The sequence below is a fragment of the Variovorax sp. PvP013 genome, from assembly GCF_050435945.1.
GTDB lineage: Bacteria > Pseudomonadota > Gammaproteobacteria > Burkholderiales > Burkholderiaceae_C > Variovorax.
The window spans coordinates 58,432-80,972 of record NZ_JBNDLF010000002.1 but is presented as its reverse complement, the minus strand read 5'-3'; the positions used below and the strand labels follow the sequence as shown (position 1 = coordinate 80,972).

General features: G+C 69.5%; 20 protein-coding genes and 3 tRNA genes. 7 read left to right on the top strand and 16 right to left on the bottom strand.

What is annotated here, in order from left to right; translation table 11 throughout:
* Positions 1–32: 32 nt before the first annotated feature.
* Genes ABID77_RS08205 through ABID77_RS08190 form a run of 4 tightly spaced genes read right to left on the bottom strand, consistent with a single transcriptional unit; the run spans position 33 to position 3,742 of the window.
* Positions 33–884 (bottom strand): ATP-binding cassette domain-containing protein, encoded by an 852-nt coding sequence (locus tag ABID77_RS08205; protein ID WP_429593576.1) that lies wholly within the window; start codon positions 882–884, stop codon positions 33–35.
* Positions 881–1,885 carry an ABC transporter ATP-binding protein gene (locus tag ABID77_RS08200; RefSeq protein WP_429593573.1) on the bottom strand — a complete coding sequence of 335 codons (1,005 nt, stop codon included), beginning with the start codon at positions 1,883–1,885 and terminating at the stop codon, positions 881–883. Before ABID77_RS08200 ends, ABID77_RS08205 begins: the two co-directional genes overlap by 4 nt.
* Positions 1,886–1,898: 13 nt before the next feature.
* Positions 1,899–2,795, bottom strand: coding sequence for an ABC transporter permease (locus ABID77_RS08195; RefSeq protein WP_429593570.1), 897 nt, complete (start codon positions 2,793–2,795; stop codon positions 1,899–1,901).
* A complete protein-coding gene (locus ABID77_RS08190) occupies positions 2,792–3,742 on the bottom strand; it encodes an ABC transporter permease (protein ID WP_429593567.1) in 951 nt (316 codons plus the stop codon). Before ABID77_RS08190 ends, ABID77_RS08195 begins: the two co-directional genes overlap by 4 nt.
* Positions 3,743–3,804: 62 nt before the next feature.
* Here ABID77_RS08190 and ABID77_RS08185 point away from each other — a divergent pair, with 62 nt between their 5' ends.
* Positions 3,805–4,062, top strand: a complete 258-nt coding sequence (locus ABID77_RS08185) for a YfhL family 4Fe-4S dicluster ferredoxin (protein ID WP_429593564.1) — start codon at positions 3,805–3,807, stop codon at positions 4,060–4,062.
* 16 nt (positions 4,063–4,078) lie between these two features.
* On the opposite strand, the gene ABID77_RS08180 is transcribed toward ABID77_RS08185, so the two are convergent.
* The 8 genes from ABID77_RS08180 to ABID77_RS08145 all read right to left on the bottom strand — a co-directional run bounded on the left by ABID77_RS08180 (position 4,079) and on the right by ABID77_RS08145 (position 10,780).
* Positions 4,079–4,582, bottom strand: coding sequence for a hypothetical protein (locus tag ABID77_RS08180; protein WP_429593561.1), 504 nt, complete (start codon positions 4,580–4,582; stop codon positions 4,079–4,081).
* A gap of 58 nt (positions 4,583–4,640) precedes the next feature.
* The gene (gene pth, locus ABID77_RS08175) at positions 4,641–5,306 is read right to left on the bottom strand and encodes an aminoacyl-tRNA hydrolase (RefSeq protein WP_429593558.1); all 666 of its coding nucleotides are present in this window, start codon (positions 5,304–5,306) and stop codon (positions 4,641–4,643) included.
* 126 nt (positions 5,307–5,432) lie between these two features.
* A complete protein-coding gene (locus tag ABID77_RS08170; protein ID WP_429593555.1) occupies positions 5,433–6,098 on the bottom strand; it encodes a 50S ribosomal protein L25/general stress protein Ctc in 666 nt (221 codons plus the stop codon).
* A gap of 116 nt (positions 6,099–6,214) precedes the next feature.
* Positions 6,215–7,186, bottom strand: a complete 972-nt coding sequence (locus tag ABID77_RS08165; protein WP_429593552.1) for a ribose-phosphate pyrophosphokinase — start codon at positions 7,184–7,186, stop codon at positions 6,215–6,217.
* Between the two features lie 139 nt (positions 7,187–7,325).
* Positions 7,326–7,402: transfer RNA gene (locus tag ABID77_RS08160), tRNA-Gln, on the bottom strand.
* A 74-nt stretch (positions 7,403–7,476) separates the two neighbouring features.
* Positions 7,477–8,358 carry a 4-(cytidine 5'-diphospho)-2-C-methyl-D-erythritol kinase gene (gene ispE, locus ABID77_RS08155; protein ID WP_429593549.1) on the bottom strand — a complete coding sequence of 294 codons (882 nt, stop codon included), beginning with the start codon at positions 8,356–8,358 and terminating at the stop codon, positions 7,477–7,479.
* 55 nt (positions 8,359–8,413) lie between these two features.
* Complete coding sequence (locus ABID77_RS08150; protein WP_429593546.1) at positions 8,414–8,944, bottom strand: lipoprotein insertase outer membrane protein LolB; 531 nt, start codon at positions 8,942–8,944, stop codon at positions 8,414–8,416.
* Positions 8,945–10,780 carry a heme biosynthesis protein HemY gene (locus tag ABID77_RS08145; protein WP_429593544.1) on the bottom strand — a complete coding sequence of 612 codons (1,836 nt, stop codon included), beginning with the start codon at positions 10,778–10,780 and terminating at the stop codon, positions 8,945–8,947.
* Between the two features lie 118 nt (positions 10,781–10,898).
* Here ABID77_RS08145 and mutM point away from each other — a divergent pair, with 118 nt between their 5' ends.
* From mutM to mutY, 3 genes are all read left to right on the top strand, one after another.
* Positions 10,899–11,714: a bifunctional DNA-formamidopyrimidine glycosylase/DNA-(apurinic or apyrimidinic site) lyase gene (gene mutM, locus ABID77_RS08140; RefSeq protein ID WP_429593541.1), complete on the top strand. Its 816-nt coding sequence runs from the start codon at positions 10,899–10,901 to the stop codon at positions 11,712–11,714.
* 74 nt (positions 11,715–11,788) lie between these two features.
* Positions 11,789–13,762, top strand: a complete 1,974-nt coding sequence (locus tag ABID77_RS08135) for a dynamin family protein (protein ID WP_429593539.1) — start codon at positions 11,789–11,791, stop codon at positions 13,760–13,762.
* 28 nt (positions 13,763–13,790) lie between these two features.
* Complete coding sequence (mutY, locus tag ABID77_RS08130; RefSeq protein ID WP_429593536.1) at positions 13,791–14,852, top strand: A/G-specific adenine glycosylase; 1,062 nt, start codon at positions 13,791–13,793, stop codon at positions 14,850–14,852.
* Between the two features lie 205 nt (positions 14,853–15,057).
* Here mutY and rapZ read toward each other — a convergent pair whose 3' ends face one another.
* The 3 genes from rapZ to ABID77_RS08115 all read right to left on the bottom strand — a co-directional run bounded on the left by rapZ (position 15,058) and on the right by ABID77_RS08115 (position 18,639).
* Entirely contained in the window at positions 15,058–16,005 is a 948-nt protein-coding gene (gene rapZ, locus ABID77_RS08125; RefSeq protein ID WP_429593533.1) for an RNase adapter RapZ, read from the bottom strand.
* Positions 16,002–17,681 (bottom strand): DNA repair protein RecN, encoded by a 1,680-nt coding sequence (gene recN, locus ABID77_RS08120; RefSeq protein ID WP_429593531.1) that lies wholly within the window; start codon positions 17,679–17,681, stop codon positions 16,002–16,004. The genes rapZ and recN overlap by 4 nt, the downstream gene beginning before the upstream one ends.
* A 61-nt stretch (positions 17,682–17,742) precedes the next feature.
* On the bottom strand, positions 17,743–18,639 hold the full coding sequence (locus ABID77_RS08115) for an NAD kinase (protein WP_429593528.1): 897 nt from the start codon (positions 18,637–18,639) through the stop codon (positions 17,743–17,745).
* A gap of 29 nt (positions 18,640–18,668) precedes the next feature.
* Here ABID77_RS08115 and hrcA point away from each other — a divergent pair, with 29 nt between their 5' ends.
* The 3 genes from hrcA to ABID77_RS08100 all read left to right on the top strand — a co-directional run bounded on the left by hrcA (position 18,669) and on the right by ABID77_RS08100 (position 19,932).
* Positions 18,669–19,673 carry a heat-inducible transcriptional repressor HrcA gene (hrcA, locus tag ABID77_RS08110; RefSeq protein ID WP_429593525.1) on the top strand — a complete coding sequence of 335 codons (1,005 nt, stop codon included), beginning with the start codon at positions 18,669–18,671 and terminating at the stop codon, positions 19,671–19,673.
* A 35-nt stretch (positions 19,674–19,708) separates the two neighbouring features.
* Positions 19,709–19,785: transfer RNA gene (locus ABID77_RS08105), tRNA-Ile, on the top strand.
* 70 nt (positions 19,786–19,855) lie between these two features.
* Positions 19,856–19,932: transfer RNA gene (locus ABID77_RS08100), tRNA-Arg, on the top strand.
* Between the two features lie 223 nt (positions 19,933–20,155).
* Here ABID77_RS08100 and ABID77_RS08095 read toward each other — a convergent pair.
* Complete coding sequence (locus ABID77_RS08095) at positions 20,156–22,528, bottom strand: hypothetical protein (RefSeq protein WP_429593522.1); 2,373 nt, start codon at positions 22,526–22,528, stop codon at positions 20,156–20,158.
* Positions 22,529–22,541: the final 13 nt, after the last annotated feature.

The window sequence follows — 22,541 nt, the reverse complement described above, 5'->3', positions numbered from 1 at the left end:
TGGGACTCCGGGTGGTTGCGAGGAAGGGGCCGCTACGACGGGATCGGAACCGGGCCGTGCGGCACGGCGTCGAGCAGGCGGCGGGTGTAGGGATGCTGCGCGTCGCGGAACAGGCGCTCGGGCGGCCCGGCCTCGACGATCTTGCCCTTGAGCAGCACGACCACGTCGTCGCACAGGTGGTTGACCACCGCGAGGTCGTGGCTGATGAGCAGGAAGCTGATGCCCTCGCGCTGCTGCAGGTCCTGCATCAGGTTGAGCACCTGCGCCTGCACCGAGACGTCGAGCGCGCTTACCGGCTCGTCGGCGACGATGAGCTTGGGCCGCGTGATGAGCGCGCGCGCGATGGCGATGCGCTGGCGCTGGCCGCCCGAGAACTCGTGCGGGTACTTGTCGAGGTCGGTGGCGCGCAGGCCGACGGCGGCGAGCGCCTCGCCCGCGCGCTCGCGCCGCTCGGCGCGGCCGGCCAGTCCCAGGGCCTCGATCGGCTCGGCGACGATGCGCGCGATGCGCTGGCGCGGGTCGAGCGAGCCGTAGGGGTCCTGGAACACCATCTGGAAGTCGCGCCGCGCGTCGCGCAGTTCGCGCACGCTCAGGGCGTTCAGGTCGCGGCCCTGCATCCGCACGCGGCCCGCCGTGGGCCTGTCCAGTGCCATCACCAGGCGCGCCAGCGTCGACTTGCCCGAGCCCGATTCGCCCACGATGCCCAGGCTGCGTCCGGCCTCGACGCGGAAGCTCACGCCGTCGAGCGCCCGCACCACCGGCGCCGGCGCGAAGAGCGATTCGCGCGGCAAGGCGTATTGGCGCACGAGGTCGACGACCTCGAGCAGAGGCGCCCCGGCGACGGCGGACGCCGCCGCGGTGTCCATGGCGTCCACGGCGCTCATGCGGCCAGCTCCCGGGCGGCGAGGGCGGTGGCCGCGGCGACCTCGTCGAGCCGCAGGCAGCGCACGCGGTGGCCGTCGGGCAGCTCGACGGCCGGCGGCCGGGTGGTGTGGCAGGCCTCGACGGTGAAGGCGCAGCGTCCGGCGAAAGGGCAGCCCGGGGGCAGGTCGACGAGTTCGGGCACGCTGCCGCGGATGGTCGCCAGCCGGCCCCCGCGCGGCGCGCCCAGCACCGGCCGGGCGGCGAACAGGCCCTGCGTGTAGGGATGCGCGCGGCGCGCGAACAGCGCCTTCGTCGGCCCGCTCTCCACCACGCTGCCGCCGTACATCACCAGCATCCGCTCGACCGTGCTGGCGATCACGCCCAGGTCGTGCGAGATCAGTATCAGCGCCATGCCGCGCTCGGCCACCAGCTCGGCGATCAGGTCGAGGATCTGCTTCTGCACCGTGACGTCGAGCGCGGTGGTCGGCTCGTCGGCGATCAGCAGGTCGGGCCCGCAGGCCAGCGCCATGGCGATGCCGATGCGCTGGCGCTGGCCGCCGGAGAACTGGTGCGGGTAGGCATCGAGCCGCCGGGCCGCGTCCGGGATGCCGACGCGATCGAGCAAGGCCAGCGCTTCCCCGCGCGCGGCGGCGGCGCCCAGGCCGCGATGCAGCCGCAGCGGCTCGGCCACCTGGCGCGCGATGGTGTGCAGCGGGTTGAGCGCGGTCATCGGCTCCTGGAAGATCATGCCGATGCGGTTGCCCCGGATGCGGCACATCGCCCGGTCGGACAGGCCCACCAGGTCCTCCCCGTCGAAGCGGATGCGCCCCGACACCTTGGCCGTGGCCGGCAGCAGGCCCATGAGCGACTGCACCGTGATCGACTTGCCGCAGCCCGACTCGCCCACGATGCCCAGCGTCTGGCCGCGCTCCAGCGTGAAGCCGATGCCGCGCACCGCGTCGGCCGGGCCGCGCTGCGTCTGCAGGCGGATGTGGAGGTCTTCGACGTCGAGCAGGGGCATGGTCAGTGATCCGTCATCGGGATCTGGCCAGGCGCGGGTCGAGCAGGTCGCGCAGGCCGTCGCCCAGCAGGTTGAGGCCCAGCACCGCCAGCGCGATCGCCAGGCCCGGCCACACGGCCAGCAGCGGCTGCTGGAACATCAGGGTCTGCGCCTCGCTGAGCATGCGGCCCCAGGAGGGCTGCGGCGGCTGCGTGCCCAGGCCCAGGTACGACAGCGCCGCCTCGGCCAGGATGGCGATGGCGAAGCGGATCGTGATCTGCACGATCAGCACCGCCGAGATGTTGGGCAGCACGTGCTGGAACGTGATGGCGACGGCGCCCTTGCCGCAGGCGCGCGCGGCGGCCACGTACTCGCGCGACCACACCGCGTTGGCCGAGGCGCGCGTGATGCGCGCGAAGGTCGGGATGTTGTAGATGCCGATGGCGACGATGGCGTTGACGATGCCGGGGCCGAAGACGGCCGTCATCATGATCGCCGACAGGATGGCCGGGAACGCCATCGAGAAGTCGCACACGCGCATCACCGCCTCCTCCACCCAGCCGCGCCGCGCCGCGGCCAGCAGCCCGAGCGCGGTGCCCACGACCAGGCCGATGCCCACCGCGATCACGCCCACCAGGATGGAGGCGCGCGCGCCCACCAGCAGCAGCGAGGCGATGTCGCGCCCGAAGGGGTCCGTGCCCAGCCAGTGTGCCCAGGTGGGCGGCTGCATCTTCGAGGGCATGTCCATCTCGTAGGGCGACCACGGCGTCCAGACCAGCGAGACCAGCGCCGCGGCCACCAGCGCCAGCGTCAGCACGAAGCCGATCGCGAAGCTGCGGTGGCGCCAGGCGCGGTGCCAGAACCCGGGCAGCTCGGCCGACGCCGCCGCCGCCGTGCCGGCGGTGGCGAGAGGCGACGGGACGGCGCTCATATGTCGGAAGCCTTGATGCGCGGGTCGATCACGGCGTAGAGCACGTCGACCACGAAGTTGACGATCACCACCATCGCCGCGAGCAGCATCACGCAGTTGCGCACCACGACCAGATCGCGGTTGCTGATGGCTTGGAAGATCAGGCGGCCAAGGCCGGGCAGGTAGAACACGTTCTCCACCACGATGGTGCCGGCGAGAAGTTCGGAGAACTGCATGCCCATGACCGTGACCACCGGGATCAATGCGTTGCGCAGCACGTGCAGCCACAGCACCGCGCGCTGCGACACGCCCTTGGCGCGCGCGGTGCGCACGAAGTCCTCGCGCAGCACCTCCAGCACGGCCGAGCGCGTGATGCGAGCCAGTATCGCCGCCTGCACCACCGCCAGCGACAGCGCCGGCAGCAGCAGCGACTTCAGCCCCGCGCCGACGCCTTCGCCCCAGCCCTCGAAGCCGCCGGCCGAGAACCACTGCAGCTTCACCGAGAACACCAGGATCAGCAGGATCGCGAACCAGAAGTTGGGAATGGCCACGCCGACCTGCGCGAGGCCCATCAGGCCGACGTCGCCGAGCCGGTTGTGGCGCGCGGCGGCCGTCACGCCCACCACCAGCGCCAGCACGGTCGTTAAGGTCATCGCCAGCAGCGCCAGCGGCACGGTCAGCGCGAGGCGTTCGAGGATCAGGTCGAGCACCGGCGAGCCGTAGGTGTAGCTGTCGCCCAGGTCGCCCGTGAGCAGGCCGCCGACCCAGTGCACGTAGCGCGTCCAGGCCGGCTGGTCCAGGCCCAGCTTGGTGGCCAGGGCAGCCACCGCGTCGGGCGAAGCGTCCGGACCCATGAGGATCTGCGCAGCGTTGCCCGGCAGGATCTCCAGCACCAGGAACACGATGACCGACGCGCCGACCAGCGTGCCGAGCAACGTCGCGAAGCGTTTGAGGAGGAAGAGACTCATGGGGCGGGCCGCAGCATAACCGGACCGTCGCAATGACCATGCCCGGGCCGGATAATCGCGCCATGGCCCTCATGATCACCGACGAATGCATCAACTGCGACGTGTGCGAGCCCGAGTGCCCGAACGACGCCATCTCCATGGGCGAGCAGATCTACGAGATCGACCCGCGCAAATGCACCGAGTGCGTCGGCCACTTCGACGAGCCGCAGTGCGTGCAGATCTGCCCGGTGGCGTGCATCCCCGTCAGCCCCGACCACGTCGAGACGCGCGAGACGCTGTTCGAACGTTACCTGCGGCTGCAGTCGGCGAAGGCCGACTGAGCGGAGAGACCCGACGCTAGCGTCGCGCGCCGCCGGTGCCCTGGGCGACGAAGCCGTCCGCGGCCGCGTGCCTGCCGCCGCGTTTTGCACCGGAGCGCGAGCCGCTGTCGCGCTTGTTCCGCGCGTTCTGCTGTGTCGCCTGCCGCGCCGCATCGCGCCGCTGCGCTTCGGCCAGGCGCATGTTGGCGAGGGCGATGCGGTCGTCGCGCGCCAGGGTGGCGCGTTCGGCCTGCAGGCGATTGCGCTCCAGGGTGTCGGCGCGCTGCTCGATGCGGCGCGTGGCGTCGTCGGCGGCACGGCGGGCCGTGTTGTCGGGGCCGGCCACGGCGTCGATGCGCCGGCCGCCGGGGCAGGGCGTGTCGGCATAGGCATTGCCGCAGCGCCATGCGGGGCCGGCGGCGTCGGCGGGCGACGGCAGCGCCAGCATCGCCGCCAAGGCGACGCCGACGCTCGCCAGAACAGCCGACTTGGATGGGCGCCGGCGTCCGGCATGGGGGTTGGAACGATGGTCGTTTCTCATTTTTTCTCCCTGTCTTCGTTGTCGAATGGATCGCGGTCCGACACCGCCGCCTGGCGCTTCAGGCGGCCGGTGGCTCGCCTCCCGCCGGTGAAGCGGTGCCCGTCGGCGGCGTGCCGTCGACGGGATCGCGCCGGGGCGGCTTCGGCCGGGGCGGCTTGGTGGTGTGGATCTGCTGCATGGCCTTGGTCATGTCGCCCGCGAGCAGCGCGGGCACGGCGTGCAGCGAGCGCGTCACGGCGTCGTCGATGGCGTCGCGCTGCTCCTTCAGCGGCTTCTTCAGCACCCAGCCGACGACCTCCGACTTCGCGCCCGGATGACCGATGCCCAGGCGCAGCCGCCAGTAGTCGCCGGTGCCGAGCTGCGCATGGATGTCGCGCAGGCCGTTGTGTCCGGCATGGCTGCCGCCGAACTTGAGCTTGGCCTCGCCCGGCACGACGTCGAGTTCGTCGTGCACCACCAGGATCTCGGCCGGCTCGATCTTGAAGAAGCGCGCCAATGCCGCCACCGACTTGCCCGACAGGTTCATGAAGGTCTGCGGCTCCAGCAGCCAGACCGGCCGGCCGGCGATCTGCGTGCGGGCGACCAGCGCGTGGTAAGCGCGCTCGGGCGCCAGGTGAAGCTTGAGATCGCGTGCCAGGGCGTCGATCCACCAGAAACCGGCGTTGTGCCGGGTGGCCTCGTATTCCGGGCCCGGATTGCCGAGGCCGACGAACAGTTTGATCATGGAGCGGGATTATCGAGGCGCGCTCCGAGGCGGTCGCGGACGCGCCAAAAGCAAACGGCCCGCGCGAGGCGGGCCGTCGATCCGCAGGCACCCGGAGGTCCGGGGCTGCGGGAGGAGCGCGAAGAATTACTTCTTGGCAGACTTGGCCGGAGCGGCCTTGCCGCCCTTGCCGGCGGGCGCCGCGGGTGCGGCAGCGGCTTCGGCGCCTTCGACCACGGGATCGACTTCCTCGGCGGCCGGCGGCGTGGCCGAGGCCAGCACCGGGTTGGCCTTGCCGTGGCTGACCCAACGGACGCCGCGCGGCAGCTTGATGTCCTTGAGCGTCACGGTGCCGTTCTTCTTCAGGCCGGAGAGGTCGACCTCGATGAACTCGGGCAGCTCGGACGGCAGGCAGTTCACTTCGAGTTCGGTCGTCACGTGGCTGACCAGGTTGTGCTCGAGCTTGACGGCGTCGGACTCTTCCTCGCCCTTGAAGTGCAGCGGCACCTTCATGGTCATGCGGGTGCGGGCATCGACGCGCTGGAAGTCGATGTGCTGCACCAGCTGGCGGAACGGGTGGTACTGCACGTCGCGCAGGAGCACCTTGCTCACGGTGCCGCCGAGGTCCATCTCGAGGACGGATGCGTGGAACGCTTCCTTCTTGAGGGCGTGCCACAGCGCGTTGTGGTCGATCTCGATGAGCTGCGGGGCGGCTTCGCCACCGTAGACGATGCCGGGCGTCTTGCCCGAGATGCGGAGACGGCGGCTCGCACCCGTGCCCTGCTTGGCGCGCTCAAAAGCGACGAATTTCATGATCAAACTCCTTGGAGCGGCGGCGGGATCGCCATCCGCTTCGTATCGACGTCCACCGCGACCAGTGCAACGTCGGTTTCAGATTGGCTTCCCGTGGAGGGAAGCCGGCCAATGGCTCAGAACAGGGAATCCTGGTCCGAGAACAAACTCATCACCGACTCGCCCTTGGCGATGCGCTGGATCGTTTCGCCGATCAGCGGCGCGACCGAGACCTGGCGGATCTTCGAGCACGCCAGGGCACTGTCGGACAGCGGGATGGTGTTGGTGACGACGATCTCATCGAGGGCCGAGCCCTGGATGCGCTCGATCGCCGGACCCGAGAAGATCGGATGCGTGATGTAGGCGTACACCTTCTTGGCGCCGCGCTCCTTGAGCACCTCGGCCGCCTTCACCAGCGTGCCGGCGGTGTCGATCATGTCGTCCATGATCACGCAGTTGCGGCCGTCGATCTCGCCGATGACGTTCATGACCTCGCTCACGTTCGCCTTCGGGCGGCGCTTGTCGATGATGGCGAGGTCGGTGTTGAGCTGCTTGGCCAGGGCACGGGCCCGTACCACGCCGCCCACGTCGGGCGAGACCACGATCAGGTCGTCGTATTTCTTCTGGCGCAGGTCGCCCAGCAGCACCGGCGAGGCGTAGATGTTGTCGACCGGGATGTCGAAGAAGCCCTGGATCTGGTCGGCGTGGAGGTCCATCGTGAGCACGCGCTCGACGCCGACGGTCTCCAGCAGGTTGGCCACGACGCGTGCCGAGATCGGCACCCGGCTGGAGCGCGGGCGGCGGTCCTGGCGGGCGTAGCCGTAGTAGGGGATGACGGCGCTGATCCGCTCGGCCGAGGCGCGCTTGAGCGCGTCGACCATGATCAGCAGTTCCATCAGGTTCTCGTTCGTCGGGGCGCAGGTCGACTGGATGACGAAGACGTCGCGCGCGCGCACGTTCTGGTTGATCTCCACGGTGACTTCGCCGTCGGAGAAGCGGCCGACGCGGGCGGCGCCGAGTTCCGTGCCGAGATGCTTTGCGATGTCCGCGGCCAGGCCGGGATTGGCATTGCCGGTGAAAAGCATGAAGTCAGGGGGTTGAACCTGCATGAGCGCGTCCAGCAATGCAAAAGCTTATCGAGAAGAACGACCAGGGCGGCCAGTGTTCTGGAGCCTTCGCAGCGCAGTGCCTCGGAGCCAGCACCGGAGTTTCCGGCGCCGCGGCCCGGAGGCCGCGGTTTCCATGTTTTGGCAGGGGAGAAAGGATTCGAACCTTTGCATGCTGGAATCAAAATCCAGTGCCTTAACCAGCTTGGCGACTCCCCTACACGGGTCGATGGTTCGCACCACCAACCGATATACGTCGCGCCGAAACGCTTGCAGCGCTCCGGCCTTTTTCTTCAGTCCGCCCAACCCGCCAGGGGATGGACCTCCAGGTTGCCGCACTGGCGAATCTGCCACCCCGCGGGGAGTGTGGCGAATTCCGCTTCCTGCGACGCGTCGCCGTTGGCCGATCCGTCGGCGGTGCTCATCGGAGCGAACACCGCACTGCCCGAACCGGTCATCCGGGCATCGAACCCCTGGCGACCGAGCCATTCGATGGCTTCGGAGACTTCGGGGCAGAGCCTTTGGGCAACCGGCTGCAGGTCGTTGTGTCCAAACCCGAAGGCTTGATCGATGCGATCTGCAGCAAAGCCAGAGAGTATAGCAGCAGGTGTGGCGCGTTCAAGGTCCGGCGCCAAAAAAATACGGCGGGTGTCGATGCCCGCAGTCGGTTTGACGACGACGAAGCGTGCCGCGGGCAATGCGATCGGCGTCATGCGTTCGCCGATGCCTTCGACCCAGGCGTGGTGTCCGCCGAGGAAGAAGGGCACGTCCGCTCCCAGCGACAGCCCGATCGCGGCGAGCGTCGAGCGCGGCAGCCGCAGGTCCCACAGGCGGTTGAGCGCGAGCAGGCAGGTGGCCGCGTCCGACGAGCCGCCGCCCATGCCGGCCTGGGCGGGCACCTGCTTGTCGACGGCGATGTGCGCGCCCTGGCCGGGCCGTGCGAAGGGCTGCAGCGCGCGCGCGGCGCGCAGGATCAGGTCGTCCTCGGGCAGCGGCACGGTGAGGTCCTCCCGGCTCAGGCCGCCATCGCCGCGTAACTCGACGTGCAGCGTGTCGCACCAGTCGATCAGCATGAACACCGACTGCAGGAGGTGGTAGCCGTCGTCGCGCCGCCCGGTGATGTGCAGAAAGAGGTTGAGCTTGGCGGGTGCCGGCAGGTCGTAGAGCGTTTTCATGGCGAGGAGGCATCGCGGCGCGATGCGACGAGCGGAGGAGAGGGCCGGCTTCCGTTCAGGAGCGTTCGAACACGATGCGCAGGTCGGCGCGCGGCTGCGGCGACGTGCGCACGGCGCGCAGGCGGCCCTGGGCGATCTGCTGCAGGTCGGGCTGCCACCCGGCCACGCGTTCGTCGCGGCCGTCGAGCCAGCCGAACAGCGCGCGCACCGGGATCGCCGCGCCCGTGGCCGCGATCAGCAGGGCGTCGACGGATTCGTAGCGCCGTGTCTCGGTGCCGTTCCGGAGCACGGCTTCGTCCGGCGACCAGGTCAGTTCGGCCAGCGTGCTGCCGATGGGGCTGGTGAGCGTCAGACTGCCGCGTTCGGGCGCGCCGCGCAGGTCGAACAGGGCAGCGAAGCTCTGCGCCTGGTCGCCATCGACCTGGAGCGACAGCCGGCCACTCCAGACTTCGGTGCGTCCGGCGGCCACGGCGGCTGCCGCCTCGGTGCGGGCAGCGGGCGCCGCGCATCCGGCCAGCAGCAGCGACAGGCCCCAGCCGCCGAGCGCCATGCCGACGGCACGCCGGTGAGGAAGCGACGCACCCATCTACAGCTTGACCCGCAGGCGCTTGAGCGTCTCCTGCAGCGTCTCGTTCTCCGCATCGGCGAGCGCGGCCTCGCGCCATACCTTGAGCGCCGCGTCGCGCTCGCCGGCCGACCACAGCACTTCGCCGAGGTGCGCGCCGATCTCGGGGTCCGGCCGGCGCTGGTAGGCGGCTTCGAGGATGGTGCGCGCATTGGCCGTGTTGCCGAGGCGGAACTCGACCCAGCCCAGGCTGTCCGCGATGAAGGGATCCTGCGGCGACAGGTCGACCGCCTTGCGGATCAGCGTGCGCGCCTCGTCGAGCCGCAGCTTGCGATCGGCCAGCGAATAGCCGAGCGCGTTGTAGGCGTTGTGGTTGTCGGGCTTGAGTTCGATCAGGCGCCGCAGCAGACGCTCCATCTCGTCGAGGCGCTGGAGCTTCTCGGCCGTCATGGCCTGGTCGTAGAGCAGGTCGGGATCGTCGGGCCTGGCGACCAGGGCCTCGGCCAGGAAATCGTAGGCCAGCTGGTACTGCTTGGCTTCGCGCAGGACCTGGAGTTCGGCCTGCTGCTGCCGGGCCTTCTCCTCGGCGGTGCCGGCGGGCAGCGCGCGGATCATCTCGCGTGCCTGCTGCACCTTGCCCTGGCGGGCCAGGAGCAGGGCGCTGCGCAGCTGGACGGCCGTCCGGTCCTCGGACCCGTCGATGCGCGCGAGCCAGCGCGCGGCGCCCGTGTAGTCCTTGCGGCGCTCGGCCAGTTGCGACAGCAGCAGGTAGGCCTGGGTCAGGCCGCGCTTGCTCTCCTCCTTGGCATCGGCCGCGGTCGCCAACGCCACGTAGCGCAGGGCCGACTTCTCGGCCGCCGCGTCCTGGCGGGCCTGGCCCTGCAGGCTGGCCAGCAGGACCCACGGCACCGGCAGCTCGGGCTGATCGGCGGTGAGGCGGGAGAGCACGGTCGTCGCGTCGGCATAGCGGCGCAACTCGATCAGGGCCTGCGCGTAGGCGATGCGGATGTCCGGGGAGGCCTTGCCGCCGGCGAGGTAGCGCTGGACGACGGCCTCGGCCTCCGGTTGGCCAAGGACCATCAGGTCGAGCGCCAGCACCGCCGGAGCGTCAGACGCGGCATCGGCCGCCTGCCCGGCGATCGCGGCCTGGAGCGCGCCCGGCGCATCACCGGCGACGACGCGCAGGCGTCCGATGGTGGCCCACGCGACGCCCGCGGTGGCCGGGTTCTTCACCTCGTCGACCAGTGCGGCTTCGACCACCCGGGCGGCGGCCTGCTTGTCGGCGGCGCGGCTGTAGTTGCGGGCGATCACGGCCATCAGCACCGGACGCTCGGGCAGCGGCGTGGCGGCGACCTCGGCGCGCAGCAGCGGCGCGGTCTCGTCGAGCCGGTTGAGCGCGATCAGGATCTGGAGTTCGTAGCGACGGCCTTCGCGCGTCTCGGGCAGGGTCTGCTGCCAGGCACGCGCCGCGGCCAGTGCGGCATCGCCCGAACGGGCCTGCAGGGCGATCTCGACGGCGCGCTGGAACAGGGCCTCGTCGCGCGTGCGACGCGCCGCGTCGAGCACCAGCGCGTAGCCGGCGCCCGGATCGCCCGACCGCAGGGTGATCTCGCCCATGAGCACTTCGTAGAACAGCTCGGCCGTCAGGGCCGACTTCTCGGGCGTGGGCTTGACCTCCTTCGGCGTCGCCGCGACCGGCGCGGGGTTGACGATGGGCGCCGGGCTGGTGGGGCGGGCCGGGGCCGGCAGGCCGCTCGGATCGGGCGCCGCGGGCCCGGTCTGCGCCTGCACCGCGAGAGCGACCAGCGTGAGGGAGATGGCGGCCGCAAGGCGGAATCGTCGGGGCGATGGGGTCATCGAACTCATAATAATCCAAGGGTTTTCGTGTGAGCGCCGAGAGGACATCGGGTTCCCGGCACCATCTCCTTCATCCGCGCTCCAGCGCGCCTTCGCTGTCCGTCCACATCCCTTTCACATGCCCGAACTCCCCGAAGTCGAAGTCGCCCGCCGCGGCTTCGTCGACCGCATCGCCGGCGCCCGCATCGACGCGGTGCGCATGGGCAAGCCCCTGCGCTGGGCGCTGGGCATCGAGCCCGGCGTGCTGGTCGGCCGCACCGTGCGAACCGTGCGCCGGCGCGGCAAGTACATGCTGATCGATCTCGACGCCGGCCTGCTGCTGCTGCATCTGGGCATGTCCGGCAGCCTGCGCTTCGACGCCGTGTTGCCCGAGGCGGGCGCGCACGACCATTTCGACCTGGTGACCAGCCGTGGCACGCTGCGCCTCAACGATCCCCGACGGTTCGGCGCGGTGGTGCACGTCGAGGACGAGGCCTCGCCCCTGGCGGTCAAGCTGCTCGGCGGGCTCGGCATGGAGCCGCTGGACGGCGGATTCGATTTCGAGGCCTTCCACGCCGGCCTGCGGAAGCGTCGCGCGCCGATCAAGCAGGTGCTGCTGGCGGGCGACGTGGTGGTGGGGGTGGGCAACATCTATGCGTCGGAGGCGTTGTTCCTCGCGGGCATCCGGCCGACGGTGGCGGCCTCGCGCATCAGCCGTCCCCGGGCCCTGCGCCTGCACGCCGTGATCCAGGACCTGCTCGCGCGTGCCGTCGAGCGCGGTGGCACGACCCTGCGCGACTTCTCCGACATCGACGGCCAGCAGGGCCACTTCCAGCTCGACACCACCGTGTACGGCCGGCAGGGCGAGCCGTGCCGCGTCTGCGGCACGGCCATCCGTCAGATGAGGCAGGGCCAAAGATCGACGTTTTTCTGTCCTAATTGTCAAAAGTACTGATAAATACTGCGTCTTCGGCCATCGGCTCGTCGAACCCGATGCTATTCTTTTGTAAGAAACTTTTACATTTCAAATTGAGCCGATCTTTCAACCAGCAACTCGACCAGCACGGCGTCTGGCGCCGCAACGTCGCCCGACGGCTCGAAGAGCTCTCCGGCTGGCTGGGCGAACACGACCTGCTCGACCTGTCGGTCGCCGAACGACTGCGCGAGCTCGAGACGCAATTGCGCACGAGCAAGGTGATGGTCGCCTTCGTCGCCGAGTTCTCGCGCGGCAAGTCCGAACTCATCAACGCGATCTTCTTCGCCGGCTACGGCCGCCGGATCATGCCCGCGAGCGCCGGCCGCACGACGATGTGCCCGACCGAGCTGGGCTACGACGCCGACCAGCCGCCGAGCCTGCGATTGCTGCCGATCGAGACGCGCCTGGAGTCGTTCTCCCTGATGCACTGGCGCGAGGAGCCGTCGCGCTGGACCGACGTGCCCATCGACGTCGACGACGCCGACCGGCTGGTGGAGTCGATGTCGAAGGTGGCGGAGGTGCTGTGGGTGCCGCTCGACGAGGCGCGCCGGCTGGGCTTCTGGAACGACAACACCCCCGACGACAACCCGCGCCGCGACGGCCGGGGCCTGGTGGAGATCCCGCGCTGGCGTCACGCGGTGCTCAACATGCCGCACCCGCTGCTGGAGCAGGGGCTCGTGATCCTGGACACGCCCGGCCTCAACGCCATCGGCGCCGAGCCCGAGCTGACCGTGAGCCTGATTCCGCAGGCCCATGCCGTGATCTTCATCCTGGGCGCCGACACGGGCGTGACGCGCTCCGACCTGGCGATCTGGCGCGAGCACCTGGTGACCGACGTCGGCGGCCGCGACACCCGCGTGGTGGTGCTCAACAAGATCGACACCCTGTGGGACAGCCTCAACACGCCCGAGCACGTCGACGCCCAGGTCGAGCGCCAGTGCCGTGGCGCCGCCGAGCTGCTGGGCGTGCCGCTGGCCCAGGTGCTGCCGGTGTCGGCGCAGAAGGGACTGCAGGCCAAGATCCGCCACGACACGCCGTTGCTCGAGGCGAGCCGTCTGCCGGCGCTGGAGGCCGTGCTCGGCGAGGGCCTGCTGGGCAACCGCGAGAAGATGCTGCAGGCCGCGGTGCGCTCGGGCATCGCGTCGCTGCGGGTCGAGGGCGTGCGCATCCTGGGCGTGCGCGAGCGCAACCTGGCCGAGCAGACGATCGAACTCGAAGGCCTGCGCGGCAAGAACTCGGCCGTGATCCGCCAGATGCGCGCGCGCATCGAGCAGGAACAGGACGAGTTCGAGGGCAGCAATTCGCGCATCCTGGCGCTGCGTTCGGTCCAGGGCAAGCTGCTGCGCGAGGTCTACTCGGTGCTGGGCACCTCGGCGTTGCGCGCCGACATGAGTAAGCTGTCCGACGCGCTCAAGCGCCCGGGCATCAAGTTCAGCGTGCGCAAGATCTACGGCGAGACCTTCGACGCGCTGCGCAACAACCTGCGCGAGGTGCAGTCCACCACCGGCGAGATCCAGTCGATGCTGCACGCGACCTTCCGCCAGCTCAACGCGGAACACGGCTTCACGCTGCAGGCGCCGGCCGAGCCGGACCTGCTGGGCTTCGAGCACCAGCTCGACCAGATCGAGCAGAGCCACATCCACTACCTGGGCGTGGGCAACCTCTTCAAGCTCTCGCAGGCCGATTTCTGCGACAAGCTCGTGCGCGCGCTCGCCAGCCGGCTGCGCGTGGTCAACGAGGCGGCCATGACCGAGGTGGAGCGCTGGACCAAGGGCGCCGGCGCGCAGCTCGACCAGCAGCTCAAGGAGCAGCGCCGCAACTTCGGCAAGCGCATCGAGTCGGTCGAGCGCATCCAGGGCGCGGCCGGCAACCTCGAGGAACGGCTCGCCGAGATCGCCGCGCAGGAAAGGGCATTGGTCGGGATGCATGCGCGGCTGGTGGAGCTCACCAGCCAGATCGACGACGACGCGCCGGTGGTGTCGGACGAGCGTTTCAAGAGCGAAGATGCCGTCGTCGGCCGACGCTGAGCGCGCGATCGCACCGCCCCGGCCTTCCTTGCCACCGTCCTCGATCCCGTCGCCGCTGCCGGACTTCGCCACCCGCGTCGTCGCCTGGCAGGCGACCCACGGGCGCAGCGAACTGCCGTGGCAGAACACGCGCGATCCGTATCGCGTGTGGCTGTCCGAGGTGATGCTGCAGCAGACGCAGGTCGCCACCGTGCTGGGCTATTTCGCCCGCTTCCTGGAACGATTTCCCGATGTCGCCGCGCTTGCGGCGGGCAGCGAGGACGAGGTGCTGGGCCTGTGGAGCGGCCTGGGCTACTACAGCCGCGCGCGCAACATGCACCGCTGCGCGCAGGAGGTGGTGGCGCGCTTCGGCGGCACCTTCCCGCGCACCGCCGTGGAGCTGGCCACGCTGCCCGGCATCGGCCGCTCCACCGCGGCGGCCATCGCCGCCTTCTGCTTCGGCGAGCGCGTGGCGATCCTCGACGGCAACGTCAAGCGCGTGCTGACGCGGGTGCTGGGCTTCGCCGGCGACATGTCCTCGGCGGCCCAGGAGCGCGCGCTGTGGGACATCGCCGGACAGTTGCTGCCGCCCGAAGGCGAGCGCGCCGCCATCTCGCGCTACACGCAGGGCGTGATGGACCTGGGCGCGACGGTCTGCCTGCCGCGCAAGCCGGCCTGCATCATCTGCCCGGTCGACGACGTCTGCGCGGCGCGCCTGGAGGGCGATCCCGAGCGCTACCCGGTCAAGACGCGCAAGCTCAAGCGCAGCGCCCAGTCGCTGTGGATGCTGGAGGCGCGCGACGCCGCCGGCCGCGTCTGGCTGGAGAAGCGCCCGGCGAGCGGCGTCTGGGCCGGCCTCCACGCACCGCCCATGTTCGACAGCCGCGACGCGCTGCTCGACGCATTGCCGAGCGCCGCCCGTGCCACGGTGATCGACGAGCCGGCCTTCGTCGCCGTGATGACGCACAAGGACCTGCACATCCATCCCGTCGCCGTCGCGCTCGATGGCACGGCGAGCCTCGCCGCCCGGGACGGCCGATGGCTGTCGCTTGGCGAATGGACGGTGCTAGGCCTGCCCGCGACCATCCGCAAGCGCCTCGAAGGCATCTGACGCCAGCGGGTCAAGGCTGGAAACACCGTGGAACCGGCTGCATGGACCATCGGTGTCGCTCCGTCAAAGGGAGGGCGTTGCGACGCGCAGCGAGCAAGCCCGGGGGCGGGCCAAGGACACCGTGGAACCGGCTTCGCCGGGCCACCGGTGTCGCCCCCTGCAGGGGGGTTGGCGAAGCGACACGAAGTGCGCGAAGACTGGGGGGTTAATTTCCATCCAGTTCGCGATGCCGCTTGAGCGTGGCCCAGCGCTCGCCGAAGCTGCGCGCCAGCTGCTCGACCAGGAACACCGAGCGATGCTGCCCGCCGGTGCAGCCGATCGCCACCGTCACGTAGCTGCGGTGATCGCTCGCCAGCGCGTCGAGCCAGCGTTCCAGGAACTGCGCGATGTCGTCGTACATGCGCGCCACGTCGGCGTGCTCGCGCAGCCAGTCGATCACCGGACCATCGCGCCCGGTGAGCGCACGCAGGCCGGGCACGTAGTGCGGATTGGGCAGCATGCGCACGTCGAAGACGTAGTCGGCGTCGAGCGGCACGCCGCGCTTGAAGGCGAAGGACTCAAAGACCAGCGTCAACGCGCTCTGCGGCGCCGAGATCAGTGCCTTCACGTAGCTCTGAAGCTGCGCCGGCCGGATGATGCTGGTGTCGATCACGTCGGCGCCGTCGCGCAGATCGGCGAGCAGTTCGCGTTCCAGGTCGATGGCGTGGATCAGGAGTCGCTGCTGGTCGGCGCCTTCGGTGCGGCGGTCCTCGCGCGAGAGCGGATGGCGCCGGCGGGACTCGGAGTAGCGCCGCACCAGCGCCTCGGTGGTGGCTTCCAGAAACAGGGAACGCAGCACCAGTCCCTCGCGCCGCAGGACGTCGAGTTGCTGCGGCACCAGTGGCAGCGAGACGCCGCTGCGCACGTCCATGGCCACGGCCACCTGCCGGGCGTCCTGCTGCCGCTGCAGCGCGACGAACGGGGCCAGCAGTTCCGGCGGCAGGTTGTCGACGCAATAGTAGCCCGCGTCCTCCAGGGCGTTGAGCGCGACCGACTTGCCCGAGCCGGACATGCCGGTGATCAGCACCAGTTCCAGCGCGGCGTCAGCGGTGGCCGGCGGAGGATCGTTGGCAAAGGCGCCGTTGGTGGGGGAGGGCGGCAGGTCGTCGTTCATGGGGTCTTCGCATCCTGTGATCCGAGCATCTCGCGCGCGTGCGCCAGCGAGGTCGGCGACACTCGCTCGCCGCCGAGCATGCGGGCAATCTCGTGCACGCGGTGGTCGTCCGCGAGGGCGGCGACCCCGCTCTCGGTGCGCGCGTCCGCACCCCCGGCCACGCGGACCTGGCGCTTGGCCACGAGCAGGTGGTGGTCGGCGCAGGCGGCCACCTGCGGCAGGTGGGTGACGGCGAGCACCTGCCGGTCGCGGCCGAGCTGCTGCATCAGGCGGCCGACCGTCTCGGCCACCGCGCCGCCGACGCCGGCGTCGACCTCGTCGAAGATCAGCGTCTGGGCCGCGCCGAGTTCGCTGGTGGTCACCGCGATGGCCAGCGCCACGCGCGAGAGCTCGCCGCCCGAGGCCACCTTGCCGATCGGCCGCGGCGTGCTGCCCGGATGTCCGCTGACCAGGAACGCCACCTCCTCAAGGCCGGCGCGGCCGGGCTGGGCGAGCGGCTGCAGGGCGACCTCGAAGCGGCCGCCCTGCATGCCCAGGCCCTGCATGGCCTGCGTCACGGCCTTCGACAGCCGGGGCGCGGCCTGCGCGCGGGCCTTGCCCAGCGCGCGCGCCTCCTTGAGGTAGGCCTGCTGCGCGACCTGCTCGGCGCGTTCGAGGGCGTCCAGGTCGCCCTGGGCGTCGAGCGCGCGCAGCTCGTCCTGCCAGCCGGCGTAGAGCGCCGGCAGGTCCTCGGGCGAGCGCTTGTAGCGGCGCGCCAGCGACATCCACAGGCCCATGCGCTCGTCGAGTTCGGCCAGGCGCTGCGGATCAGGGTCGGCATGGCGCAGATAGCCGTGCAGCGAATGCGCGGCGTCGGAGGCCTGGGCGACGCTCGAGGCCAGCACCTCGGTCAGCGCCTTGAATTCGGGCTCGATGTGCTCGCAGTCCTGCAGCAGCGACAGCGCGCGGTGCAATGCCGCCAGCGCGCCGCCGTCGTCGTCCTCGAGCGCGGTGCGCGCACCCTCGGCGGCGTCGATCAGCGACTGCGCGTTGGCGATGCGGGTGTGGCTCGTCGACAGCTCCTCCCACTCGTCCGCGCCCGGCGCCAGCTTGGCGACCTCGCCGATCTGCCACTGCAGCCGCTCGCGCTCGCGCTGCAGCGAGTCCTGCGCGCCGCGCGCGGATTCGAGCGCGGCCAGTGCCTGTCGCCAGCGCTGCCAGACGAGGTCGAGCGCGTCGCCGCGCAGACCGGCGTAGGCGTCGAGCAGGCCGCGCACGGCGTCGGGCCGCGTGAGGCTCTGCCAGGCGTGCTGGCCGTGGATGTCGAGCAGCCGGTCGCCGATCTCGCGCAGTTGCGTGGCCGTGGCCGGGCTGCCGTTGATCCAGCCGCGGCTGCGGCCCTGGAGGTCGACCGTGCGGCGCAGGAGGAGGGCGTCGCCGGCCTCGAAGCCGCCGGCGTCGAGCCACTCGGCGAAGCGGGCGTCGGCGTCGAACTCGGCGCTCACGTCCAGGCGCCCGGCGCCTTCGCGCACGGCGCCCGCGTCGGCCCGGTTGCCCAGGGCGAGCTGCAGGGCGTCGATGAGGATCGACTTGCCCGCGCCGGTCTCCCCTGTCAGCACGGTGAAGCCGGCGGACAGGTCGATGTCGAGCGCGCGCACGATCACGAAATCGCGCAGGGCGATGCGTCGCAATGCCATCAGCGTTCCTGGAAATGCGGGGGGGTCGTCGAGGACTGGACGGGGTCGGGGACGCGCACTGTCACGAACCGCCCTCGTTCCAGTGCAGCTTCTTGCGCAGCGTGTCGAAGTAGCTCCAGCCGCGGGGGTGGAGGAAGCGCACGCGGTAGTCGGAGCGTCGCACCACCACGCGGTCGCCGATCTCGACCGAGGCGAGCGACTGCATGTCGAAGTTCGCGCTGGCGCCGCGGCCGGACACCAGCTCGACCGTGATCTCGTCGGCGTCGGGCAGCAGGATCGGCCGGTTGGAGAGCGTGTGCGGCGCGATCGGCACCAGCACCCAGCCGGGAATCGACGGGTGCATCAGCGGTCCGCCGGCCGACAGCGCATAGGCGGTCGAGCCGGTGGGCGAGGCGATGATCAGGCCGTCGGCGCGCTGGTTGGCGACGAAATGCCGTCCCACCGACACCCGGAGTTCGACCATGCCCGAGGTCGCGCCGCGATTGACCACCACGTCGTTCATGGCCAGCGCGTCGAACACGCATTCGCCCTCGCGCATGACGCGGGCGTGCATCAGGCTGCGGTGATCCTCCTCGTACTCGCCCGCGAGCATGGGCACGAGACGCGACTGGTAGCTGTCCAGGGCGATGTCGGTGATGAAGCCGAGCCGGCCGCGGTTGATTCCGATCAACGGCACGCCGTAGGGTGCGAGCTGGCGCCCGATGCCCAGCATCGTGCCGTCGCCGCCCACCACCAGTCCGAGGTCGCAGCGTTCGCCGATCTCCTCGGCGGTGAGGGAGGCATAGCGGCTGGCCTCGACGTGCTCGGCGGTCGAACGCTCGACCACCACCTCGCAGCCCTGGGATTCGAGGAAGGCGCCGATGCCTTCCATGACGCCGTCCTCGGCGCCCGCCTGGGCCCGCTGGCCCGATGCCTGGTATTTGCCGATGAGTGCGACATGCCGGAAACGCGAGGTCATGCGTCAAATTACAACACTAAAATCTGGCGATGCTGGACGACCGGGCCAAGTTGCTTCTCAAGACACTCGTCGAGCGCTACATCGCCGAGGGCCAACCCGTGGGTTCGCGCACGCTCTCGCGCGCCTCGGGCCTGGAACTCTCGCCGGCCACCATCCGCAACGTGATGTCCGACCTCGAGGGCCTGGGCCTCATCACCAGCCCGCACACCTCCGCCGGACGCATCCCGACGGCCCGCGGCTACCGGCTGTTCGTCGACACCATGCTCACCGCGCAGCGCGAGCAGCTCGCCACGCCGCGCCTCGCGGCCGACCAGCCGCAGAAGGTCATCGCCAACGCGGCGCACCTGCTGTCGAGCCTGTCGCAGTTCGTCGGCGTCGTGATGTCGCCGCGCCGCACGTCGGTGTTCAAGCAGATCGAGTTCGTGCGCTTGTCCGACCGGCGGCTGCTGGTGATCATCGTCGCGCCCGACGGCGACGTGCAGAACCGCGTCATCTTCCCCGACACCAACCACACGCAGTCGCAGCTCGTGGAGGCGGCTAACTACATCAACATGCATTACGCGGGCCTGTCGATCGAGCAGGTGCGCGACCGGCTGCAGTCCGAGGTCGAGAAGCTGCGCGGCGAGATCGCCTCGCTCATGCAGGCGGCCGTGCAGGCGAGCACCGATGCGATGACCGAGTCGCAGGGGGAGGTCGTCATCTCGGGTGAGCGCAACCTGCTGGCCGTGAGCGACTTCTCCAGCGACATGGGCCAGCTGCGCCGTGCCTTCGATCTCTTCGAGCAGAAGGCGCAGCTGGTGCGCCTGCTGGACGTGTCGAGCAAGGCCGAAGGCGTGCGCATCTTCATCGGCGGCGAGAGCCAGGTCGTGCCGTTCGAGGAACTGTCGATCGTCAGCGCCAATTACGAGGTCGATGGCGAGGTGGTCGGCCGGCTGGGCGTGATCGGTCCGACGCGCATGCCCTACGAGCGGATGATCCAGATCGTCGACATCACCTCGCGCCTGGTGACCAACGCGCTGACGCATCGCAAGTAACCGGCTGGCGGGCCACTAGAATCGGCGGCGCGTCGGGGCCGTTAGCTCAGCTGGTCAGAGCAGAGGACTCATAATCCTTTGGTCGTTGGTTCAAGTCCAACACGGCCTACCAGACGACGAATGCAATGAAATTCGATTTTTCTTGAGAAGAGCGAAATTCACGTGCTATAATTTGAAGCTCAGCGGCTGTAGCTCAGTTGGATAGAGTACTTGGCTACGAACCAAGGGGTCGTGGGTTCAATTCCTGCCAGCCGCACCATACGGATAGCCCCGGAACAGCAATGTTCCGGGGCTTTTTCCTTTGTGCCGAGGATTCCCGTCCTTCGCCATGCATGCCGGCCCGCTCTTTCCAATGGCCGGCGCCAAAGAAAAAACGGCTCCTTCTTTCGAAGGTGCCGTTGTTTCGGTCAAGAGCGTTCATCCCCGCTCGATGTCACCGCGCGAAGCGATGGTGTGTCGGCCTCGAAGGCCGACTTCATGCATCAGTTGATGTTGGCCAGTCCGGCGTGGAAGGGCTTGCCCGGGACCTTGTAGGTGCCGCCGTACTCGTAAGGCGCGCCGTTGAGGAGCTGGCAGCCGCCCTTGGACGGAGCGCAGGCCTTCGACGAATCGTTGGTGTGCCAGAGGATCGGGCCGTAGAGGAAGTTGTGGATGCCCTTGCCGGCATAGTCGGCGATGCTCACGATGTAGCTTTCGGTGCCGTGGTTCTCGTTGTCTTCCGTGGCGATCGGGTCGATCACGCGGCTTTCCTGGAACGTGCGGGCCACCGAACCGGAATTGAAGCCGCTGTCGAAGCGCACCCACTGGATCTTGCGGTCGCCGCGCGAGGTGACGATGAGTTCCTTCTGCGGGGTGTTGGGATACAGGCTCTTGATCGGCGAGTTGGTGCCCGACGCGTGATCCTTCACGTAGCCGATGTTGGTGGGGTTGCGGCCCACGTCGACCGAGAACTTCTCGGCGATGTCGGACGGCGATCCGCCACCGGCCTGGTTCAGGTAGCCGTTGCCCAGGTCGAAGACCCGCAGCTTGCCTTCCTGGGTGGCGATGAAGGCGCGGTGCGGCGCTTCCAGGCTCACCTTGACGGCGGTGGGGCGGTTGGCCAGGTCCACGACCTTGACCACGCTGGGCTTCTGGGCCGGCGCGGCGTCGAAGGTGTAGGGCCACTGGCCGGCACCTTCACCACGGTTGGCGATCATCGAGCTGAAGCCCGACTGCGACTGGGTGAAGTACTGCTGCTTGTAGTAGGCGAACAGCGGGCGCAGATCGACGAAGGCGGCACGCTTCTCGGACTTGGAGATCACCACCGCCATGCCGGCGCGGGCATAGGTGTTGGAGAGGTCGCCGCTGGCGTAGCGGGCACGCACGTTCTGGTTGTCCAGGTCGGTGTTCCAGAAGCTGCGGACGGCTTCGTAGTCCCAGCGCGACAGGCCGGTCGAGGCCGAGATCTCGGTCGGGGCCTTCAGGGTGTCCGGCAGGTCGACGAAGCCGATGAGCTTGGCGTAGTTGTAGTTGCCCAGGCCCGGGGCGCCCGGGTAGACGCGCTTCCAGTTGCCCCAGTTCGCGAACCAGCTGCCGCCCTCGTTGCTCATCGAGCAACCCTGGCAGCCGTCGCCAAGCGCCAGCACGGCGATCTGGCCGCGCATGGCCGCCGTGTCCCACACCGTGACCAGAGCGAACTCGCCGCTGTTGGTGATGGTCAGTGCGGTGGGCACCTTGCCCGCGGGCAACTTGGTATTGAACAGGTTGTGCGAGGTGTTGCTGCCCACGCCGACGATGCGCCCGTCGGCGTAGACCGCCAGCGAGTTGGTGCACCAGCCGCCGCGGCCATAGCACTTGGCCAGGGCGACGGGCTTCTCCAGCGTGAACGAGTTCTTGTACTTGTCGATGTTGGCATCGATGGCGCCGCCGTCGTTGGCCGCGCCGCCATAGGTCGTCCAGCTCGGCTCGGGCTCGACGGCGTTGACGTTGTGGCCGACGTTCAGGACCTGCAGCGAACCCACGGCCGGCGCGTAGGACTTCCTGTAGAAGCTCGAATCCGGGTTGTCGTCGGCGATGTAGGCGAAGTTCAAGATGTTGGAGCTGTAGTCGCCCCAGTAGTACTCCAGCGGGCCGCCGATCTGCCAGGTGCCGCACCAGCTCGTCCAGCCACAGCCGCGGTTGCCTTGGCCGTTGGGGTTCTGGATCGAGACCATGTTCATCGACTGGCTCTGGCGCTTGGCGTAGGTCGGCAGGCCGCCCTGGCTGGCGGTGCCGTAGTCGGCCGAGGAGGGGCCGTAGCGGTAGGCGATGGCGGCGTCGGTGCCCATCTTCTGGGCCATCGCCTGGTATTCGGCATTGGAGACCGAACCGTTGACGACCACGTCGCCCGACACGGCCGTGACCGTGCCGTTGGTGGCGACGGGCGTCGAGGTCGTGCTGCCGGTGCTGCCCGTGGTGGTGGTGCTGCTCGGCGTCGTGGTCGTGGTCGTCGTCGTGGTCGTCGTGGGGGCGGCGCCGTAGCAGGCCTTGGTGACGCCCGGGATCGGATCGCCGAAGAAGGCGTCGTTGCAGTACTGGAGACCGGGTTGGAGGGTCTTCTTGGTGAAGACGCCGTTGGCACCGTAGCTCACCACGGTCGTCGCCGTGAGCTGGAACGTGCTGGGTTGCGTGGCCAGCAACGTTCCCGGATTTCCCGACGCGGTGGTGGATGCTGCCGTGTAGCAGGCCTTGAGGACGCCCCAGAGCGGGTCGCCGAAGAGGTTGTCATTGCAGGCGTAGGTGCCAGCCGCAAGGCTCTTCTGGGTGAAGGTTCCGTTCGCGCCGTACAGCACGGTCGTGGTGGTGGTGAGCCTGAAGGTTCCGTTCTGATTGCTCAACAGCGTGCTTTGT

Excerpts from the sequence above, each read along its gene's own strand:
- ABID77_RS08205 (WP_429593576.1), bottom strand. The coding sequence starts at position 884 with ATGAGCGCCGTGGACGCCATGGACACCGCGGCGGCGTCCGCCGTCGCC.
- ABID77_RS08200 (WP_429593573.1), bottom strand. The coding sequence starts at position 1,885 with ATGCCCCTGCTCGACGTCGAAGACCTCCACATCCGCCTGCAGACGCAG.
- ABID77_RS08195 (WP_429593570.1), bottom strand. The coding sequence starts at position 2,795 with ATGAGCGCCGTCCCGTCGCCTCTCGCCACCGCCGGCACGGCGGCGGCG.
- ABID77_RS08190 (WP_429593567.1), bottom strand. The coding sequence starts at position 3,742 with ATGAGTCTCTTCCTCCTCAAACGCTTCGCGACGTTGCTCGGCACGCTG.
- ABID77_RS08185 (WP_429593564.1), top strand. The coding sequence starts at position 3,805 with ATGGCCCTCATGATCACCGACGAATGCATCAACTGCGACGTGTGCGAG.
- ABID77_RS08180 (WP_429593561.1), bottom strand. The coding sequence starts at position 4,582 with ATGAGAAACGACCATCGTTCCAACCCCCATGCCGGACGCCGGCGCCCA.
- pth (WP_429593558.1), bottom strand. The coding sequence starts at position 5,306 with ATGATCAAACTGTTCGTCGGCCTCGGCAATCCGGGCCCGGAATACGAG.
- ABID77_RS08170 (WP_429593555.1), bottom strand. The coding sequence starts at position 6,098 with ATGAAATTCGTCGCTTTTGAGCGCGCCAAGCAGGGCACGGGTGCGAGC.
- ABID77_RS08165 (WP_429593552.1), bottom strand. The coding sequence starts at position 7,186 with ATGCAGGTTCAACCCCCTGACTTCATGCTTTTCACCGGCAATGCCAAT.
- ispE (WP_429593549.1), bottom strand. The coding sequence starts at position 8,358 with ATGAAAACGCTCTACGACCTGCCGGCACCCGCCAAGCTCAACCTCTTT.
- ABID77_RS08150 (WP_429593546.1), bottom strand. The coding sequence starts at position 8,944 with ATGGGTGCGTCGCTTCCTCACCGGCGTGCCGTCGGCATGGCGCTCGGC.
- ABID77_RS08145 (WP_429593544.1), bottom strand. The coding sequence starts at position 10,780 with ATGACCCCATCGCCCCGACGATTCCGCCTTGCGGCCGCCATCTCCCTC.
- mutM (WP_429593541.1), top strand. The coding sequence starts at position 10,899 with ATGCCCGAACTCCCCGAAGTCGAAGTCGCCCGCCGCGGCTTCGTCGAC.
- rapZ (WP_429593533.1), bottom strand. The coding sequence starts at position 16,005 with ATGAACGACGACCTGCCGCCCTCCCCCACCAACGGCGCCTTTGCCAAC.
- recN (WP_429593531.1), bottom strand. The coding sequence starts at position 17,681 with ATGGCATTGCGACGCATCGCCCTGCGCGATTTCGTGATCGTGCGCGCG.
- ABID77_RS08115 (WP_429593528.1), bottom strand. The coding sequence starts at position 18,639 with ATGACCTCGCGTTTCCGGCATGTCGCACTCATCGGCAAATACCAGGCA.
- hrcA (WP_429593525.1), top strand. The coding sequence starts at position 18,669 with ATGCTGGACGACCGGGCCAAGTTGCTTCTCAAGACACTCGTCGAGCGC.